The organism is Solihabitans fulvus, assembly GCF_008386585.1.
GTDB classification, from domain to species: domain Bacteria; phylum Actinomycetota; class Actinomycetes; order Mycobacteriales; family Pseudonocardiaceae; genus Solihabitans; species Solihabitans fulvus.
The window spans coordinates 99,626-118,212 of sequence record NZ_VUOB01000064.1 but is presented as its reverse complement, the minus strand read 5'-3'; the positions used below and the strand labels follow the sequence as shown (position 1 = coordinate 118,212).

Here is an 18,587-nt window from a genome sequence, read left to right as displayed (position 1 = left end):
TCGGTGGGTGCGGGGGAGGGGTCGTGGACAGGCGGGACAAGCAGCTTTGGCAGCGATGTCAGCGGATCGTCGGCGACCTGCCGCTGCCGGTCCCGTTCGATCCGAAGGCGCTGGTCGCGACGTTGGCGCTGCGGCGTGGTCGGCCGATCGAACTGGTGCCGGTGACGGCGCAGGCGTACACGCCGTGCGGCATGCTCGCGACGACTGACCGGGCCGAGTACATCCTGTATCCAACGAACACGACGGCGTTGCACCAGCAGCACATCCTGTTGCACGAGGTGGGTCACCTGTTGTGCGGGCACGCGGGGACGACCACGTTGGACGCGCCGGTGTCGAAGATCCTGTTGCCGCATCTGTCGCCGGAGCTGGTGCGGCGCGTGCTTGGTCGGACCGTGTACGACGTCGAGCAGGAGCGGGAGGCGGAGGTGATCGCGTCGCTGATCTCGCAGCGGGCGACCCGTGAGGCGCCGCCTGCCGCGTCGGCCGAGGCGGCGGACGGTCTGGCCAGGTTGGGTCCGCTGTTCGAGACGCGCGCGCGTCGGCGGCCCCGTGCCTGACGTTGCGGCCTATCTGTCCTGCGCGGTGGTCGTGCTGGTGTGCGGTTACAAGCTGGTGGCCGCGCGGGGTGGTCCGGCCAACCCGTTGCTGCGGTACGTGTGCGGGGTCGGTCTGTGTCTTGGTGTGAACATGGCGGTGTTGGCTCCCGGGACGATCGCCGCGGTGGGGCGGGTGGAGCCGGTGGCGAACCTGGCGCCGTTGGTCGGGGATCGGTTCACGATGGCGGCGTTGGGTTTTCTGGCGTTGGCGGGGCGTGCGGTGCAGTCCGGTCAGCCGGGTCGGCGGGCGGTGCGGTGGCATCTGGTGGTCGGGGGCGGGTTGTCGCTCGCTTCGGTCGTGTTGTTCCTCGCGGCCGGCACGCGCAACGTGGACGGCCAGATCGTGGTGGGGGACAACGGGAAGCCGTTGATGGCGGTCTATCACGTGATCTTCCTCGGCTACATCGGGGCGTGCCTGGCGATTTTTCTGCGGCAGATCGGTCGGCACGTCAGGCACGTCCAGCCGAGTACGCCCCGGCTCGGCCTTCGGTTGATCATGTACAGCGCGACCGCCGGGATTCTGTGGGCCGCGTGGACGGTTGACGACGTTCGCGCGGTGTTGTTCACCGGTCGGGAGGGTGGTCCGCAGGACGGGTTGTCCACGGTGTTGGGGGCCGGTTGTCTCGTGCTGGGTGCGACGGGGCTGACGGTGACGGCGTGGGGGCCGCGGCTTGGCCGGGGGGTTCGGTGGTTGCGTGCCTATCGGGGTTATCGGCGGATCGGCCCGTTGTGGTCGGCGCTGCACGCGGCCGTTCCGGAGATCGCGTTGGCGCCGAGGGAGCCGCGGCGGGTGCCGCGTGACGCGGAGTTCGCGTTGTATCGCAGGGTGATCGAGATCCGGGACGGTCATCTGGCGCTGCGTGCCCACTTCCATCCGGAGGCCCCGAGGTGGGCGGCGGAGGCTGCGGGCGGGGTGGGTTCGTCGGCGTTGGCCGCGACGGTGGAGGCGGCGACGATCGCGGCGGCGATCGAGGCGGCCGGTGCGGGGCGTCGCTACCGGTCCGATCCGGCGTTCGGCGTGCCGCACGAGGTGCAGGCCAATGTGGCGGCCGAGACCGCGTGGCTTGCGCAGGTGGCCGACGCGTTCACCAGGTCGAAGGCCGTTGCCGGGGTGCGGCGTCGGGTGCGGGAGGAATTGGTGGCCGACGGGGCCTGATCGTCGGGTTCGTCGGGCGGTGTCAGGTGCGTGGTGGCGGCGCATAGCGGGCGATGGTCGGGGGAGCGGCGTAGCGTGCCGGGTGGTCGGAGAGGCGGACCCGGAGGTGGCCTGATGGCGGACACGGTGCTACTTGCGATCGGCACCCGTAAGGGCCTGTGGTTGGCGACCAGCACGGACGGCCGCCGGAGCTGGGATCTGGCGGGCCCGCATCATCCGATGACGGCGGTGTACGCGGTGGCCATTGACACGCGTCGGTCGAGTCCTCGGTTGCTGGCGGGGGTGACCAGCGAGCATTTCGGGCCGAGCGTGTCGACCAGCGATGACCTCGGCGCGACCTGGCGGGAGCCGGATCACGCGCCGGTGGCGTTTCCGGCCGACACGGACACGGCGTTGGCGCAGGTGTGGCAGTTGGCGCCGGGGCCGGAGTCGGAGCCCGACGTCGTCTACGCGGGGGTGGAGCCCTCGGCGTTGTTCCGGTCGACCGACGGCGGTGTCACCTATGAGCTGGTGCGCGGCCTGTGGGATCACCCGCACCGGTCGGGGTGGACGCCGGGGTATGGCGGTCAGGCCGTGCACACGGTGCTGGCGCATCCCACGGACCCTCGGCGGGTGGTGGTGGCGATGTCGACGGGTGGTGTGTATCGGACCGGGGACGGTGGGGAGACCTGGCAGGCCAGCAACGCGGGTATCCGCGCGTACTTCCTGCCGGATGAGTATCCGGAGTTCGGGCAGTGCGTGCACAAGGTCGCGCAGCATCCGAGCTGGCCGGATCGGTTGTTTCTCCAGAACCACCACGGTGTGTATCGCAGCGAGGACGGCGCGGCGAGTTGGCAGTCGATCGCGGAGGGTTTGCCGGCCGATTTCGGTTTTCCGATGCTGACGCATCCGACCCGTAAGGACGTGATCTACACCTTCCCGTTGACCGCGGACGGGCTGCGGTTCCCTCCGGAGGGGCGGTGTCGGGTGTTTCGCAGCGAGGACGGCGGCGGTAGTTGGACGGCGCTGACGAAGGGTTTGCCGGCCAGCGGTTTCTGGTCGGTTGTGTTGCGGGACGGGATGTGTGTGGACGACGCGTTCCCGGCCGGGGTGTATTTCGGGGCGCGGTGCGGTGAGGTGTACGGCAGTCGCGACGAGGGCGATCGGTGGGAGCGGATCGCCGCGCATCTGCCGGATGTGTTGTGTGTTCGCGCGGCGGTGGTCTAGGTGATGCGGGTGACGGTGTTGTTGCCCGGGGTGTTGCGCCCGGCCGTTGGCGGGGCGCCGGAGCTGACGGTCGAGTTGACCGATCGAGCGACCCTCGGTGCGGCGTTGGATCAGCTCGCGGAGCGGTTTCCTGCGTTGAACCGGCGGTTGCGTGACGAGACGGGGTCGTTGCGTCGGTATGTGAACTTCTATGTGGACGGTGAGGAGTGTCGGCATATCGACGGCGCGGACACGGAGTTGGCTGACGGCGCTGAGGTTCAGGTGATTCCGTCGGTGGCGGGCGGCTGACGAGGGTGGTTGACGGGGGCGGCTGGCCGGGCGTCTGGTCGCGGGGTGACGCGGTCGACAATCGGTCGTTGCGGTCCGACCAGTAGCATTCGGGTGATCTTGCCTGGTCGGGCGAAGGGATACCTATCGTGCGGGACATCGCGGTGTTCGGTGGCAGCGCGCACCCGGAGCTGTCGGCGGAGATCTGTGCCAACCTGGGGGTTCCGTTGCGCCCGGTGCGGGTGCAGCGGTTCGCCAACGACTGCCTCGAGGTGCAGCTCCAGGCGAACTGCCGGGAACGGGACGTGTTCCTGATCCAGCCGCTGGTGACTCCGGTGCAGGAGAACCTGGTGGAGCTGCTGTTGATGTTGGACGCGGCGCGGGGTGCGTCGGCGGCGCGGACCACGGTGGTGATGCCGCACTACGCCTATGCGCGGTCGGACAAGAAGGACGCGCCGAGGATCTCCATCGGCGGCCGGCTGGTGGCCGACCTGTTGGTGGCGGCGGGCGCGAGCCGGGTGTTGGCGATGACGCTGCACTCCCCGCAGGTGCACGGTTTCTTCAGTGTCCCGGTCGATCATCTGCACGCGTTGCGGGAGTTGGCCGCGCACTTTCGTGGGCAGGACCTGTCGAACGTGACCGTGGTGTCGCCGGATCTGGGCAACGCCAAGGAGGCGGCGCATTTCGCCAGGTTGCTGGGTGTGCCGGTGGCGGCCGGCGCGAAGCAGCGGTTCGCCGACGACCGGGTGGTCATCAGCTCGGTGATCGGCGAGGTGCACGGGCGGGACGTGATCGTGTTGGACGACGAGATCGCCAAGGGCAGCACCGTGCTCGAACTGTTGGTGCGGTTGCGGGAGTTGGGCGCGCGGTCCGTTCGCGTCGCGTGCACGCACGGGCTGTTCGCGGCGGGTGCGCTGGCCAAGCTCGCCAGCCAGCCGGACGTGTTGGAGATCGTGTGCACCAACACGGTGCCCATTCCGGTCGGCGAGCGGGTGCCGAAGCTGCGGGTGTTGTCGATCGCGCCCGCGCTGGCTGAGGCGATGCGCCGGATCCACAACGGCGAGTCGGTGAGCGCCCTGTTCGACCCGTCCTGAGTCCTCTGCGGGTCTCCGGCCGGGGTGTCGGTCCGTTCGGGTGAATCGGTCGCCCGGTGGCGTAACTGCGGGACAACCGCGATTGCCGGCCGCCTGACCGGGCGTAGGGTCCGGCGGCGTGGGGGAACGACCGCTCGCGGCCTCGGAACCCTGGCGGGTGCGTGTCTGCGACATCAGGGGGCCTGCGCTGGGGTCCGGCACGATGCTGGCCGCGGGGCACGTGCTGACCTGCGCGCGCATCCTGCCCGGCCCCGACGCGCCGGTCGTGATCGAGTTTCCCGACACCCCACCGGATGCGCCCGCGGCGTTGGCGCGTGTCGCGGCCGAGGTGCGCGGCGAGGTGGTGTTGCTGCGGCTGGACCGCGAGCGTCCCGGCGGGACGTTCGCGTCGCTGCGGCGGGTGCCGCTCGGGGCGGGCACGGCCGTCCGCGTCGGGCGGGTGCACGGCCGTCTCGGTGCGGCGTGCGGCCCGAACGGCGAGGGTCTGCGGCTGGTCGTCGAGGGGTTCGGGGAGCCGTCGCTGTCGCCGGGCGCGGCCGTGGTGGAGGAGGAGACCGGCCACGTGGTGGGCGTGCTGGTCGGCGTGAACCCCGCGTGGATGCTGCCGGTGGAGGCGGTCGTGCGGCAGTTGCCGGCGGCGGCGCGGTGGGTCGGCGGCGATCCGGCGACCGATGCCAGCTTCGTGCGGCGCTTCGACCCGAGGGTCGGGGACCTCGACTTCGCCAGGCGGATCGCCGCGTGGTGCCGCAGGCCCGGCGGCGCCGGGGTCACCGTGGTCGTCACCGGCGAAGCGGACTCGCCGCTGTCCAGTGTGGTGCGGCGGGCGGTCGTGCTGGCGGACCGGGAGCTGCGGCCGCCCGACGAGGTCGTGTCACGCGCGCTGGCGGACACGGTCCCGCCGACGGGCAGCGTGGACCTGGCGATGGACGCGGCCGGCCTGACGGTGTCGGAGGCGACCCGGCGGATCGTGGGTCGGCTGGGTGTTCCGCTGGACGAGTCGGCGAAGCCGAGCGGCTGGCTGCGGGCGACGCGGTCGCGGCTGCGGCTGGTGGTGGCCGGTGTCGACGAGGCCGAGCGGCCGGAGGACCTGGTCCGTCTGACGCTGTGGCCGTTGGCGCGGCGCGGCAGCCGGCTGTTGCTCGGGTTCCGGTCGGTGTCCTCGCCGAGCCTGCGGCTCACGCTGGACCTGATCGGGGAGCTGGCGGGGGAGCGGCTGGACCGGCTCGCCGCCGAGATCGGCACGGTGGAGGCGGCCGAGCTGGCGGCGCGGCGGCGGCACGAGCACGTGGCGGCGCGGGTGGTCGTGGCGCGCGTGGCGCCCGCTGTCGTGCTGCCGCTGCGGTTGCGGCTGGCCGCGTTGCGGGCGTTGAACAGCGGCGCGGGCCGGATGGGTGTGTTGGCCGAGATCGACGCGGCCGAGCGTGCCGCCGAGGACGCGTTGGCCGTGCTCGCGGACGCGACCGGGCACCTGGACGGGTTGTCGGTTCGTCGGGAGGAGCTGCGCGGGCGGCTGGCGTCCTACAAGGTGATGGCGGGCGGCCACGGGCTCGGCGAGGACATCGAGCTGGGCAGGCGGTATCGCGCGGCGCACGAGGTGTTGTGGCGGGAGCGGTGCGATCTCGACGTCGCCGCGACGCTGGTGCAGCGCTTCCAGGACGCGGTGCACCGACGGATCGGGGAGGCGTCGTGACGTCCTGCGCGCGCCCCGGCTGTGGGGGTTCCGTCGAGGAGACCGGGTTCTGCGACACGTGCGGTCGACGTCCGCCCGAGCCGGCCAGCGCCGAGTCTGCCGGCGCCGAGCGGTCGCGTCCGTCGAGCGCGGTCCTGGCGCCGGGCGAGGCCGCGGGGTCGGGCAGCGGGCGGTCGCGGGGCGAGTCGCGGTGGGTGGTCGCCGACCTGGTTTCCCTGCCGGTGTTGGAGTTCGCCGACCCGGCCAGCCGGGTGCGCGGCCACCCGCCGCCGCCGGAGGACGGCAGGACCTGCGGGGTGCGCGGCTGTTCGGCCAAGGTCGGCGCGGCCTACGGCGGGCAGCCCGCGCTGGCCGAGGGTTTCTGCCCCGACTGCGGCGAGCCGTTCTCGTTCGTGCCAAAGCTGCGGCCCGGTGACCTGGTCGGCGACCAGTACGAGGTGATCGGCTGCCTGGACAGCGGCGGCCTCGGTTGGGTGTACCTGGCCAGGGACACCCATCTGGACGGAAACCTGGTGGCGCTCAAGGGACTGATCAACACCCATGACGGGGACGCGTTGCGGCTGGCCGTGGCCGAGCGGCGCTTCCTGACGATGTTGGACCACCCGAACGTCGTGCGGATCTTCAACTTCGTGACGCATCCCGATCCGCAGTCCGGCGAGCAGATCGGCTACACCGTGATGGAGTACGTCGGCGGGCAGTCGTTGCACGAGGTGAAGGAGCGGGCGCGGGCGGAGGGCGGCCTGCTGGCCGAGCACGTCGCCGCCTACGGACACGAGATCCTGGCCGCGCTCCAGTATCTGCACGACCGCGAGCTGCTGTACTGCGACATGAAGCCGCACAACGTGATCAGGGGCCCGAACCGGCTCAAGGTGATCGACCTCGGCGCGGTCCGCCGCTTCGGCGACCGCACCAGCCCGATCGTGGGCACCGAGCCCTACCAGGTGCCGCTGCGGGAGATCCGGGAGCGCGGGCTCACCGTCAGCTCGGACATCCACACCGTCGGCCGGACGCTCGGCGCGCTGTTGCACGCGACGGACGACTGGGTGGCCGGGCAGTCGGGCGGGCCGCGCGCGCCGCGTTTCGCGTTCGGGCTGCGGTCCTTCCGCCGGGTGCTGGACCGCGCCACCGACAGCGACCCGGACCGCAGGTTCGGTTCGGCCGCCGAGATGGCCGCGCAGCTGCGGGCGGTGGTCAGGGAGCTCGGTTCGCTCAAGGACGGCCGGGAACGCCCCGAGCCGTCGCAGGTGTTCGCGCAGGTCACGGCGTTGCTGGACGGCGGGCTCGGCGTGGTGCCGCCGCTGCGGCACTGGACGGCCGGCGGCCATGCTGGGGTGTTGTGGGACGGGCGGCCGACGGCCGAGGAGGTCGCGACGCGGTTGCCGCCGCCGCTGGTGGACCAGGCCGATCCCGCGGCGAACTTCCTGGCCACGGCGGGTGCGCCCGACCCGCAGCGGCTGCTCGCGACGCTGGCCACCTTCGACGGCCCCGCCTCGGTCGAGGTGGAGTTCAGCGCGTGTCGCGCCCAGCTGGCCATGGCCGAGCCGGTGCGGGCGGGGGAGCGGCTGGTCAGGGCAGCTGAGCTGCTGTCGCCCTCGCCGCAGGAACCCTCGCCGCAGGAGCCGGCGGAGCAGGCCGCCGACGTGGCCAGACTTCTGGAGGCCGCGGCGCGGCGTGACTGGCGGATGGCGTGGCACCGCGGCCTGCTCGCGCTCGCCGGCGAGGACCCGGCCCGGTCGGTCGCCGGCGAGCGGCCGACGACTGGGCCCACGACGGAGCCAACGGCGTCGCGCGCGACCAGGGCGCGGGCGTGCTTCGAGGAGGTCTACTCGGCGGTGCCTGGGGAGGACGCGCCCAAGCTCGCGCTGGGCTACTGCGCCGAACTGCTGGGCGAACCCGCCGAGGCGGGGCGCCTCTACGAGGCGGTGTGGCTGCGCGACCACGCCCAGGCGGGCGCGGCCTTCGGCCTGGCCCGCATCGCGCTGGGCAGGGGCGACCGGGCCGAGGCGGTGGCGGCGCTGGACGGGGTGTCGGAGAAGTCGCCGCACCGCGATGTCGCGATGATCGCCGCCGTGCGGGTGTTGTTCGGGCGCATCGCGGTCGACCCGCCGCGCGGGACCGGCCTGCCGACCGCGGCGGACCTGCGCGCGGCGGTGACGCGGCTGCCCGACCTCTACCTGGACGGCCGCTACGGGGACAGCCCGGCCCGCGACCGCCTGGTCACGGCCCTGCGCGAGGCGACGCTGGAGTGGGTCGAGACGGACGCGGGCGGCGAGCCGCTCGACGGCGGGGACGTGCTCGGCAGTCCGGTGACCGGACGCGGCCTGCGGGGCCTGGTCGAGGAGTCGCTGCGCCGGATCGCCTACCAGGCGCGCGACGCGGACGACCACGGCGTGCTGGTGGACCGAGCCAACCGGGTCCGGCCGAGGACGTGGCGATGAAGGGAGCCGAGTCGATGCGGGACGCGCCCGAGTTCACCCTCGAGGTCAGCCAGAGCCCATATCTGTCCACATCGGACAGTGCGGTGCATGCCGTCGTGTCCGTCGCCGCGCTTGGCCTGCCGGCCGGGGAGGCCGAGGCGGCCGAGGTGATCCTGGTGGACTGTTCCGGCTCGATGGACCAGCCGCCGACCAAGCTCGCCGCCGCGAGGCAGGCCACGGCCGCCGCGATCGACCTGCTGCGCGACGGCGTGCTGTTCGCGGTGGTGGAGGGCACGCACGACGCGCGCATGGTGTACCCGGCCACCGCGCGACTCGCCGTCGCCGACCCCGACACCAGGGCCGAGGCGCGGGCCGCGGCCGGCAGGCTGGTCAGCGGCGGCGGCACCGCCATCGGATCGTGGCTACGCAAGGCCAACGAGCTGTTCGCCCCGCACCCCGCCGCGATCCGGCACGCCCTACTGCTCACCGACGGCAGGAACGAGCACGAGACGCGCGAGGAGTTCGAGCGCGTGCTCGCCGCCTGCGAGGGCCGCTTCGCCTGCGACGCGCGCGGCATCGGCGACGGGTGGGAGCCGCGCGAGCTGCGCAGGATCGTGTCGGTGCTGCGCGGCACAGCCGACTCCGCGCGCCGCGACGCGGACCTGGTGGAGGACTTCAGGACGGTGCTGCGCGCGGCGCTTGGCAGGTCGGTGCCGGACGTGCGGATCCGCGTCAGGACCCTGCCGGGAACCCGGATCCTGTTCCTCAAACAGGTCTTTCCCGTGCAGAGCGACCTCACCGACCTCGGTGTCGACCTCGGCGACCGCACCTGGGAGTTCGGCACCGGCGCGTGGGGGCCGGAACAGCGGGACTTCCAGGTATGCCTCGCGGTCGACCCAGCCGGATCACCCACCCACGAGGACCTCCAGATCGCGCGCGTGCAGCTGGCGGTCGTCCCGGCAGGCGGGCAGGCGGACGCGGTGCTCGGCCGGCCGGAACCGCTGCTGGTGCACTGGACCGAGGACCTCAAGCTGGTCACCCAGGTCGACGCGAAGGTCGCGCACTACACCGGCCAGACCGAGCTGGCCGAGGCGATGCTCGCCGGGTACGACGCGTTCGCGGCGGGCGACCACGACGGCGCGCGGGCGCGGTGGGGCGAGGCCGTCCGGCTGGCCACCGAGTCGGGCAACGACGACAGCCTGCGGCGGCTGCGGCGGCTGGTGCACATCGTCGACGGCGCGGCGGGGCTGGTGCGGGTCAGGGAGAACCTGGAGGCGCGCGACCTGCTGTCGGTCGCCGTCGGCTCCGGCCACTCGACGCGGATCCGCCCGTCCGACCTGCTCGCGCCGGACCCGGTCGCGGTGACGGGCGCGGACCGCACCTGTCAGCACTGCGGCCGCGTGTCGCCGCCGACGGCCCGCCGCTGCGTGCTGTGCGGACACACCCTGGAGCCGCAGGGGTGAGCGGCCGAGCAAGCACCACGGCGCTGTGCTTGCGGTGGCAGCGGATCGGCCTGCTGGCCGGCGCGATCGCCGTGTTCGTGCCGGCGCTGCTGGCGTTCCAGGGAGCCCGGGACGTCGTCGGGACGGTGGGCGCCAGGACGTCGGCGGCGATCCTGGACGTGACGGCCGCGCAGGACGCCCTGGCGCGCGCGGACGTCGCCGCGGTGGCGAGCTTCGCCGGCGGCGGGGTCGAACTGGCCGGACCGGGGCAGGACCACCAGGCTCAGATAGCGGTGGCCAGCCAGGACCTGGCCAGAGCGGCGGGTGAACAGGTCACTGGCGACGAGGGCAGCCGCGCGCTGCAACTGGTCGGTGGCCTCCTGGTCGAGTACACCGGCCTGATCGAGCACGCCGACGCCGAACTCGCGCAGCACCACGACCTGCTCGGCGTCGCCGACCTGTGGTCCGCGACCCGACTGCTGCACCAGGACGAGGGCATCCTCGCGAAACTGGACCAGCTGCGCGCCGCGCAGCAGGACGCGCTGCACAGGCAGCTGTCCACCGGCTGGCTCGACCGGGCCGCCGCGCTGTGGTGGGCGCTGCCGGGCCTCGCGCTGCTGGCGCTGTTGGTGGTCACACAGGCGTTCCTGCGCCGCCGGTTCGGCCGCGCGGTCAACCCGGCGCTGCTGCTGGCCACCGCCCTGGTCGTCGCGCTGCTCGGGGTCGCGTCGCTGACCCTGGTCGTCCGCAGCAGGCTGGACGCGACCAGCGCCACCGTCGCCTCCGTGGTGCTGGCGCGACAAACCCGAACGTCCACAGTGGACGCGACGGGTCGATGGCGGCTCGCCCAGCTGCTGAGCCCGCAGTGCGCAGCCGGCTGCGGCGAGGTGGTGACCGCGTTCGTCAGGGACAACTCGGGCGGCCCGGCCCGGCAGGTCGAACCGAGCCAGAACACGACGGAGACCCAGGAGGTCGCCATGAGCCTGACGGCCGCAGGCCGGAACACGAACCTGGAGTTCCTGATCTACGCGGCCTCCGGAGCCGTCGCGCTGCTCGTCCTGGTCGGGATGCAGCCCCGCTTCGACGAGTACCGGCACCGGGCCCGATGACGCCGCGCCGAACCCGACAGGCGGCCGGCCTGCTGCTGGCGCTGGCGCTGGCGGCCGACGCCGCCCTCGGCGCGTGCGGCTCGGCGTCGCCCGGCACGGTCTCCGTGCTCGCGTCCTGGTCCGGTGCGGAACGGGCCGCCTTCCAACAGGTGCTCGACCGGTTCACCGCGCGGACCGGCATCCAGGTCGACTTCCAGGGCACCAGGGCACTGAGCCAGGTGCTGGCCTCCGACATCGACAAGGGCGACCCGCCCGACGTGGCGATGCTGCCCAGCCCCGGCGAGCTGTCCGACTACGCGCAGCGGCGCCTGCTGCTCCCGCTGGACGATGTCATCTCCCCGGACCAGGAGGTGGCCTACGGGCCGCAGTGGCACACCCTCGCGCGGGTGGGCACCGAGCACCTCTACGGCGTGCCGGTGAAGGCCGATGTGAAGAGCCTGGTCTGGTACGACCCCGCCCGCCTCACGTCGCCGCCGCCGCAGAACCTCGACCTGCTCATGGCGCTCGGCGGCGGCCTCGCCTCGCCGTGGTGCCTTGGCATGGAGGCCACGCCGACCTCGGGCTGGCCGGGCACCGACTGGATCGAGGACATCCTGCTGCACCAGGCCGGACCGGCGGTCTACCAGCAGTGGGCCACGGGCCGGCTGGCCTGGACCGACCAGCGGGTCCGCGACGCGTGGCTGACCTGGGGGCGTCTGCTGACCGGCCCCGACGGCGCGAGGCCGGTCCCGAGATCGGCGCTGCTGACCGGCTTCGGCGACGCGGGCCGCTCGATGTTCACCGACCCGCCCGGCTGCGCGCTGGAACACCAGGGCTCGTTCATCATGGCCAGCTACCAGGGCTACCGGGGCCTGCCCGGCGGCGCGCCCGTGCCAGGCAGGGACTTCCGGTTCTTCCGGTTCCCCGGCCTGTCCGGCCGGCCGGAGGACCAGCCGAGCGAGGTGTCGGCCGACCTGGCCGGCATGTTCCGCGACACGCCGCAGGCCCGCTCGCTCATGCGGTTCCTGTCCACCGACGAGGCGCAGCGGATCTGGCCGGGAATCCCCGGCAGCAACGCCTTCTCGGTGAGCAGGAACGTCGGCGGCGAGGTCTACCGCGACGACGTGAGCAAGGGCATCGCGACGATCCTCACCTCGGCCGGCATGGTGTGCTTCGACGCCTCCGACCTGATGCCCGCCGCCATGCGCAACGCGTTCTACCGCGCCGTGCTCGGCTACCTCGACGATCCCGCCAGGCTCGACACCCTGCTCGACCAACTGGAGAAGATCAGGGCAGGGGCGCAGGCCGACTCGACGCCGCGCGCGGCGGCCTGCGGCGGCTGACGCGACCCGGCGCCCGGCTGCCCGTCAACGACCGCCTGGCCACGGCTGCCTGTCCACGGCGGCCGAGGACGGTCAGCGGCGCGCGGTCGCGCCGTTGAGCAGGTCGGCGCCGAGCGGTGTCGGGGCGTGCAGCACGGTGTTGCGGTGCCGATGGCTGTTGATCAACCCGGCCTGCCGCAGCACCGTGGCGTGCTCGCTGGCCCGACCCGAGGAGATGCCGAGCCGGCGCGCCAGCTCACCCGTGCTGGCGGCCGGGTTCGTCGCGATGGCCTCCAGCACCGCGGCGCGGGTGCGGCCCAGCAAGGCGGCCACCGACAGCGGCAGGTCCGCGCCAGCGTCGCCCGCCGTGATCAGCGGCAGCGGAATCCTGGCCGGATAGACCAGCAGCCGAGCCCTGCCGGGCACGGCCCTGCCGACCAGCGGCCGCACCGACGCCAGGAACGCCGTCGGCATCAGCGTGAGCCCGTCCCCGCGCAGCCGCACGTCCCGGTGGCCGCCCGCGGCGATCTCCAACGTGCTGCCGTTCCACCGGGCCGTCGGGTGCAGCGTCGTCAACGCGGCCCCGATGCCCTGCGCGAGCACCAACTCCCTGCGCCGCGCGAGATCCGCGTGGAAGCTCCCGGCCACCCGAGGCCACGTCCGGCGCACCAGCGCCTCGTGCGCGCCGCGCAGCGCGACCTCCAGCACCCGCTGGGCGGCCCGGTCGCCGTCGGCGAGGTCACGCACCCAGCCGGCCACCGGGTGATCGGCGGACTCCAGCGTGCGCAACGCGAGCCGCACCTCCCGCCTCGGCGCGGACAGCACCTCGTCTAGACCGCCCTCGAAGTCCCCGCGCAGCGAGTCGAGGAAGTCCGGGCCGCGGTCGGGCAGCACCAGATCGAACAGCGGCAGCGACTCGCGCGGGAACACCCGTCGCGCGCCGTGCCGCCAGTGGTCGAACAGGTCCGCGTCCCCTCGCCGCAGCACCATCAGCGCGATGACCAGCTCCGCGAGGGGAGCGGGCTCCGCGACGAACCTGGTCCGCATGAGGTCCTGCGGCGTGAAGTGGATGCGCAGCACCCCACAGTGTCCCGCCGCCGCGTCGGCCATGTCCAGTTTCCGCTGAGCCGGAAAGACATCGCGCCCCGCCCGACCCCCGACCGAGACTGACCGCGACGAAGGGGGATCCAGATGAGCAAGGCAGTGGCACTGGCGGTGGCGGTCCTGACGGTCGGGGCGATCGGCGGGTCGAGCCTGACCCAGCCCGGTGCCTCCGCCGCGCCGCCCGCCCGACCGACCGAGGCGGCACAGCTGGCGGACGCGGACCTCACCGCGCCGGACGCGGCCGCGCGCGTGGACGAACCGGGCTGGCACGGCCCGGTGACCAAGCCCGTGACATACACGACCCAGGACTTCCCGGCCGGCGTCGTCTGCCGGTTCCACACGCGCCTGGAGTTCCTCGCCAACGAGGTGGTCACCCGCACCTGGAGCAACGACGCAGGCGCGCCGGTGTTCGCCACCGCCACCGGCAAGCTCGTCATCCGGGTGACCAATGTGGACAGTGGCCGGTCGGTCGACCGGGACATCTCCGGGAACGGCACCCTGTCCTACCCGACACCGGACTCCTATGTGCTGTCCGGCCCCGGCATCGCCGCCGCGCTGACCACGCAGGACACCCCGCACAACAAGTTCGTCGTGGTGAGCGAGCGCGGCTACATCGCCGAACGGGTCGTCATGGTCGGCGGCCAGAAGCGCCGCACCGTGCTGCACCTGATCGGCCCGTACGAGGACCTCTGCCACACGCTGGCCCGATGACCCGCTGACGGGCCGGCGAACTACACGCCGAACCAGTGCTCGGCCAGCTGGTCCAGCGTCGTCACCCCGTCGCCGACCGGGATCAACCGCAGATACCAAGGCAGGTGGCTGTAGACGTGCAGCAGCACGTGCGCCAGCAGCCGCCGGGACAGCGCGTGGTCCAGCTCGTGCGGCGGGTAGCCGTAGGCGGTCAACACCCGCCGCAGCACGCGCCGGTCCCCTCGGGAGAAGAAGATGCCGACCGCGCCGAACTCGTACTCCGCGTCGCCGCGCATCGCAGGCTCGAAGTCGAACAGCCCGGTCAGCGCCCAGCCGTCCGGCCCCCGCGCCGCGAGCAGGTGTTCGCGCATCACCTCGGTGTGCAGCAGTACTCCGCGCGGCTCGGGATCCAGCGCGACGCGGTCGAGGAACTCCGGGATCTGCGCCAGCCACCGCTCGTCCAGGCCCCGCTTCCGTTGCCTGGCAACGCAGCTCTCCCGCTGTGTGGCCAGGAACGCGCCCCAGTCCCGCGGATCCAGGGTGTCGACGACGGGCGCGTCGACGTCGTGCAGCGCGGCGAGGGCCCGGCCGAGGGCGTCGGCGAGCCGGTCGGTCGCCTCCTCGTCCAGCGTCGGCCACACCTCGTCCAGCGGCTCGCCGCGCAGGCGGTCCATCAGCACGTAGCCCCAGCCGTCGAGTTCGCCGACACCCCGGACACCCGGCGTCGGGACCGGCAGCCGGTCGTGCACCGCGGCCAGGACGCCGCCCTCGACCGAGTAGTCGTCGAAGTCCACCGCGGGGTACAGCTTGAGCACGAGATCCTGACCGAGCGCGAACACCGGCAGCGAGCCGTCGGCGAACCGCGCGATGTCCGCGTCGCCGACCTCGTCCACGCTGTGCCGCGCGCAGATCGCCCGCACGCCGGGCAGCAGCAGCGAGTCCTCCGCGCAGGCGGCCTCGGCCAGATCGTCGGTCGAGCTGTCGGGAAGGATCAACCGTGGCGCCATGGGCGTGAAACTAGGGCACGGATCGCATTCCGCCGAAACGGTTTTACCTGCTGTCCTGGTCCGGGAGTCCGACGCGCACCACCCGGACTGGCTCGCCGGCCTCCCGGACCAGGCGAGCCTTGGCAGCCTGTCCCTGCCGGGCACGTACGACACGCTCGCCGTGCCCCACACGGCGAAGGGCCCGTCCGTGGCGCGCGGACGGGCCCCTCACTGGACAGTCGGTCAGCCCTGGTCACACAGTGCGGTGGCCAGGGTGTCGTTCAGCACCTTGCTCGACGCACCCGAGCCGTTGCTGGTGTCCGCGACCATGTCGAGGACGTTGGTGGTGACAAAGGCCGCCCGGCCGTCCGGGGTGGCGGCGGCGATCGAGGCGTAGCCGAACCACCGGCCGTAGTGACCCCAGGCCGAACCGCCACAGGGCAGGTCGAACCGGTCCATGCCAAGGCCGTAGTTGGGCGCCGAGGAGCCGGGGGCGTTGGTCGGCTTGATCATCTCGGCGAGCTGTGCCGCCGGCACGACCTTCCCCGCCATGAGGGCCTGGTAGAACGTGGTCGCGTCCGCCCCGCTGGTGACGAGGCCACCGCCGGAGATGCCCATGCTCGGCTCGACGACGCTGGTCAGGTCGACGAAGAACTGGAAACCGAAGACGCTCCTGGTGATGTAGCCGTGCACACCGCCGTCGGGCAGGTTCTTGTCGCCCGGGACCGGCAGGTAGGTGTCCGACAGGCCAAGCGGGGTGATGATCCGGGAGTTGAGCTCCTGGGCATAGCTGTTGCCGGTCAGCTTCTCGATGATCATCCCCAGCAGCATGTACCCGGTGCCGGAGTAGTGATACCCCGCTCCCGGCGCGAAGTACTGCGGCTTGGACAGGCCCCACGACGCCAATTCGGCCAGGGTGTGCGTCCGGTTCTGCTGTGCCGCCAGATTCGCCGGGTCGGACTCCAGCGCCTCGAGGTAGTCGAAGATCCCGCTGGTGTGGCTGAGCAACTGCCGCACCGTGATCTTGGTTCCGTCGTAGCCGTTGCCGTTGACCACCCCGGGCAGGTAGGTCTCGACCGAGGCGTCGAGGTTGACCCGGTTCTCGGCCACCAACTGCAGGACGACGGCGGCGGTGAACGACTTGGTCAGGCTGCCGACCCGGGTTCTGTCGTGCGGGCCGAAGGGCGCGTTCTGGTTCTCCATCTTGGTGCCGCTGGTGAGGCTCCAGAGGGTGCCGCCGGCACGGACCACGGCCGCCGAGCCAGGAGCGTCATCGGCGATCCTGAGGTTGTCGATGGCCTTCTGAGTCGTCGCGTGCGTCGCGGTGTCCGCGCTGGCCAGTGGCGACAGCGCCATGCTGGCCAACACGGTGACGCCGGCCACCAGCGCCCAACCTGACCTGATGAACTTCGTGCGCAAGAAATTCCCTCTCTCTGTCTGGGTTGACTCACCCGGAGCGCGAGCCGGTCGACAAGGGGACCGCCACCGGCGAACTCGACAACGACGGCCGAGGCAACTGGGCAGCCGCAGAACCACACAGGCAACGCCGCCACGACCGGTCGCGCCCTTGTTTCCCGTAATGCCCTGGATGACACGTTAGTGGCAGCCAATGAAATCCCGATGACACCGGCTGAGAGCTGATCGGGCCCTGCCGCCAGTCGGAGCCGCACCGAACTCCACAACTCGGTTGATCCGCAAGGTCGCTGCACGCACTCGGCCCACGAGGCTGATGTGCTCAGCAACCTCGTGGGCCGGGTGAACAGCGTGCGGGTGACCGACGGGCCTCACCTGAAGCGGCGCCTGGCGCCGAAGTAGCCGAAGGCCACCAGGAACAGCGCGCCGAAGGCCACCGCGAGTCCGACATCACCTCGGGTCGCCGTGCCGACAGTCCCGATGAGCAGTGCGACAGACAGTGGCGCCCACATGGGCAACTCCTTGCGCCGTTTCGGATGTTCCGTGTGATTCGGACATTAGTGCACGAACAGCTCGCGCGGATCGCGCCCGTGTTCGGATTCCGCTAAGACCGGACCCGCACGACCGCACGGAACGACTCTGGTCGTGCGCCACCACGATCGGGCGCGGCGCGGGTGCCGCGGTCAGCGACCTGGGTTGCCCGGTGCTCCTCGTCGGACCGGCCCCACGGCGACCCCAACGCCAAGGAAACCCCTGTCGCCGAAAGGATCGCGTAAGTCCGCTTGTCCCGGGGTCCCCGAGCCTGTTGCATGGCCGACATGGTCAGCGGCATTCCGTGGCAGCCCGCGCAGCGGCGCGATGACGCTGCCGCCTGCCCTGCGCCGGCGTCGCGCAGCCCGCTGACCAGCGCGCCCCGCGGACTGCGTCACGACGACCAGCCCCCGAGTACCGGCACGGCCTGCGGCTCCCTCTCTGTGGTGACGCGCTAGCCGTTCGTGCCACCGCCTCTCGGCGGTTTCGCTTCTCCCCCAATCGATGTGGGTGACCGCTGTCCGACGAGCACCGCTCGTCGCGGGCCCACGTCCCGAGCACCTCTCTGGATGGATCATGTCCACGGCAACACCTACTCCGCCGACCGCCCTGGTCACCGGCGCCAGCACCGGCGTCGGCTACGACACCGCACGCCAGCTGGTCGCCGACGGCCACACCGTCCTGCTGCACGCCCGCACGCCGGGCCAGAGCGCGGACGCGGTGGCCCGTCTGACCGCCGCCGGCGCGGACCCGTCGCGGCTGCACGCGATCGCCGCCGACTTCGCCAACCTCGACGAGGTCAGGCGGATGGCCGCGCAGGTCACCGAAGCGCACAACACGCTGGACCTGCTCGTCAACGCCGCCGCCACCGCCGGCACCGACCACCGCGTCAGCACCGAGGACGGGAACGAACTCACGCTCCAGATCAACTACCTCGCGCCCTTCCTGCTGACCCGGCTCCTGGACGGCCCGATGGGCAGAGCCGCAGGCAGCCGCGTGGTGAACCTGTCCTCCACCCTGCACCGCGGCGCGAGCGTCAACTGGACCGACATCAACCGCGCCCACCGCTACACCCGGCTGGCCGCCTACACGCAGTCCAAGCTCGCCCTGACCATGTTCACCCGCGCGCTCACCGAGCTGCGGCCGGGCGCGTTCACCGCGCTCAGCGTCGACCCCGGCACCGCCGACCGCGCCCTGCTTCGGTTGCACGGCACCGCAACCCCGGCCGCCCACGACAGCGGCCACGTCGTCGCCACGCTCTGCTCGCCACGCCAGGACGTCACCAACGGGGCCTTCTACGACCGGCTCCAACCGGCGGCCACCGCGCCATGCGTCGCCGATCGCCGCGCCACCGCGCGGCTGCTGAAGCTCAGCGCGCACCTCACCAGGCTTTCCTGACCCACCAACGAATCGAGCGGAAGTCCCCGATGTCCAAGCGCGCGCGCAAGAAGCGGTCCAGGCGGAAGAACAAGGCCAACCACGGACACCGGCCCGGCGCCTCCTGACCGAACCTCGGGCCGGGTCCGTCCACTACGCGGACCCGGTCCGGGCCGTCTCAACTCGGTGACGCCGACCGAGTCCAGTG

The 18,587-nt window shown here is 72.3% G+C and carries 17 protein-coding genes; 13 read left to right on the top strand and 4 right to left on the bottom strand.

The annotated features are described in order from the left end of the window. Nucleotides 1–23: 23 nt before the first annotated feature. The 10 genes from F0L68_RS32035 to F0L68_RS31990 all read left to right on the top strand — a co-directional run bounded on the left by F0L68_RS32035 (nt 24) and on the right by F0L68_RS31990 (nt 12,299). Nucleotides 24–557 (top strand): hypothetical protein, encoded by a 534-nt coding sequence (locus tag F0L68_RS32035; protein ID WP_149853596.1) that lies wholly within the window; start codon nt 24–26, stop codon nt 555–557. After that, nucleotides 550–1,752 (top strand): MAB_1171c family putative transporter, encoded by a 1,203-nt coding sequence (locus F0L68_RS32030; protein WP_149853595.1) that lies wholly within the window; start codon nt 550–552, stop codon nt 1,750–1,752. Before F0L68_RS32035 ends, F0L68_RS32030 begins: the two co-directional genes overlap by 8 nt. Nucleotides 1,753–1,866: 114 nt before the next feature. After that, a complete protein-coding gene (locus F0L68_RS32025; protein WP_149853594.1) occupies nt 1,867–2,958 on the top strand; it encodes a WD40/YVTN/BNR-like repeat-containing protein in 1,092 nt (363 codons plus the stop codon). 3 nt (nt 2,959–2,961) lie between these two features. Beyond that, nucleotides 2,962–3,246: a ubiquitin-like small modifier protein 1 gene (locus F0L68_RS32020; RefSeq protein WP_149853593.1), complete on the top strand. Its 285-nt coding sequence runs from the start codon at nt 2,962–2,964 to the stop codon at nt 3,244–3,246. A gap of 125 nt (nt 3,247–3,371) precedes the next feature. Then, a complete protein-coding gene (locus F0L68_RS32015) occupies nt 3,372–4,319 on the top strand; it encodes a ribose-phosphate diphosphokinase (protein WP_223199325.1) in 948 nt (315 codons plus the stop codon). A 118-nt stretch (nt 4,320–4,437) separates the two neighbouring features. Next, nucleotides 4,438–6,009: a hypothetical protein gene (locus F0L68_RS32010; protein ID WP_149853591.1), complete on the top strand. Its 1,572-nt coding sequence runs from the start codon at nt 4,438–4,440 to the stop codon at nt 6,007–6,009. Next, the gene (locus F0L68_RS32005) at nt 6,006–8,447 is read left to right on the top strand and encodes a serine/threonine-protein kinase (RefSeq protein ID WP_149853590.1); all 2,442 of its coding nucleotides are present in this window, start codon (nt 6,006–6,008) and stop codon (nt 8,445–8,447) included. The genes F0L68_RS32010 and F0L68_RS32005 overlap by 4 nt, the downstream gene beginning before the upstream one ends. After that, nucleotides 8,444–9,889 (top strand): vWA domain-containing protein, encoded by a 1,446-nt coding sequence (locus F0L68_RS32000; RefSeq protein WP_149853589.1) that lies wholly within the window; start codon nt 8,444–8,446, stop codon nt 9,887–9,889. The genes F0L68_RS32005 and F0L68_RS32000 overlap by 4 nt, the downstream gene beginning before the upstream one ends. Further along, complete coding sequence (locus F0L68_RS31995; RefSeq protein WP_149853588.1) at nt 9,886–10,977, top strand: GlnX family signal transduction membrane protein; 1,092 nt, start codon at nt 9,886–9,888, stop codon at nt 10,975–10,977. The genes F0L68_RS32000 and F0L68_RS31995 overlap by 4 nt, the downstream gene beginning before the upstream one ends. Continuing rightward, entirely contained in the window at nt 10,974–12,299 is a 1,326-nt protein-coding gene (locus F0L68_RS31990; protein WP_149853587.1) for an ABC transporter substrate-binding protein, read from the top strand. Before F0L68_RS31995 ends, F0L68_RS31990 begins: the two co-directional genes overlap by 4 nt. Nucleotides 12,300–12,371: 72 nt before the next feature. On the opposite strand, the gene F0L68_RS31985 is transcribed toward F0L68_RS31990, so the two are convergent. After that, nucleotides 12,372–13,388, bottom strand: a complete 1,017-nt coding sequence (locus tag F0L68_RS31985) for a MarR family transcriptional regulator (RefSeq protein WP_149853586.1) — start codon at nt 13,386–13,388, stop codon at nt 12,372–12,374. A gap of 81 nt (nt 13,389–13,469) precedes the next feature. On the opposite strand from F0L68_RS31985, the gene F0L68_RS31980 reads away from it, so the two are divergent. Next, nucleotides 13,470–14,093 carry a hypothetical protein gene (locus tag F0L68_RS31980; protein ID WP_149853585.1) on the top strand — a complete coding sequence of 208 codons (624 nt, stop codon included), beginning with the start codon at nt 13,470–13,472 and terminating at the stop codon, nt 14,091–14,093. 20 nt (nt 14,094–14,113) lie between these two features. Here F0L68_RS31980 and F0L68_RS31975 read toward each other — a convergent pair whose 3' ends face one another. The 3 genes from F0L68_RS31975 to F0L68_RS42765 all read right to left on the bottom strand — a co-directional run bounded on the left by F0L68_RS31975 (nt 14,114) and on the right by F0L68_RS42765 (nt 16,983). Continuing rightward, nucleotides 14,114–15,079 (bottom strand): phosphotransferase family protein, encoded by a 966-nt coding sequence (locus F0L68_RS31975; protein ID WP_149853584.1) that lies wholly within the window; start codon nt 15,077–15,079, stop codon nt 14,114–14,116. A 222-nt stretch (nt 15,080–15,301) separates the two neighbouring features. After that, on the bottom strand, nt 15,302–16,477 hold the full coding sequence (locus F0L68_RS31970; RefSeq protein ID WP_149853583.1) for a serine hydrolase domain-containing protein: 1,176 nt from the start codon (nt 16,475–16,477) through the stop codon (nt 15,302–15,304). A 365-nt stretch (nt 16,478–16,842) separates the two neighbouring features. Further along, complete coding sequence (locus tag F0L68_RS42765; RefSeq protein WP_188316935.1) at nt 16,843–16,983, bottom strand: hypothetical protein; 141 nt, start codon at nt 16,981–16,983, stop codon at nt 16,843–16,845. Nucleotides 16,984–17,578: 595 nt separating this feature from the next. Between F0L68_RS42765 and F0L68_RS31965 the strand changes: the two genes are divergently transcribed. Beyond that, nucleotides 17,579–18,400 carry an SDR family NAD(P)-dependent oxidoreductase gene (locus F0L68_RS31965; RefSeq protein WP_188316934.1) on the top strand — a complete coding sequence of 274 codons (822 nt, stop codon included), beginning with the start codon at nt 17,579–17,581 and terminating at the stop codon, nt 18,398–18,400. A 29-nt stretch (nt 18,401–18,429) separates the two neighbouring features. Further along, complete coding sequence (locus tag F0L68_RS45540) at nt 18,430–18,507, top strand: 50S ribosomal protein bL37 (protein WP_438672332.1); 78 nt, start codon at nt 18,430–18,432, stop codon at nt 18,505–18,507. Nucleotides 18,508–18,587: the final 80 nt, after the last annotated feature.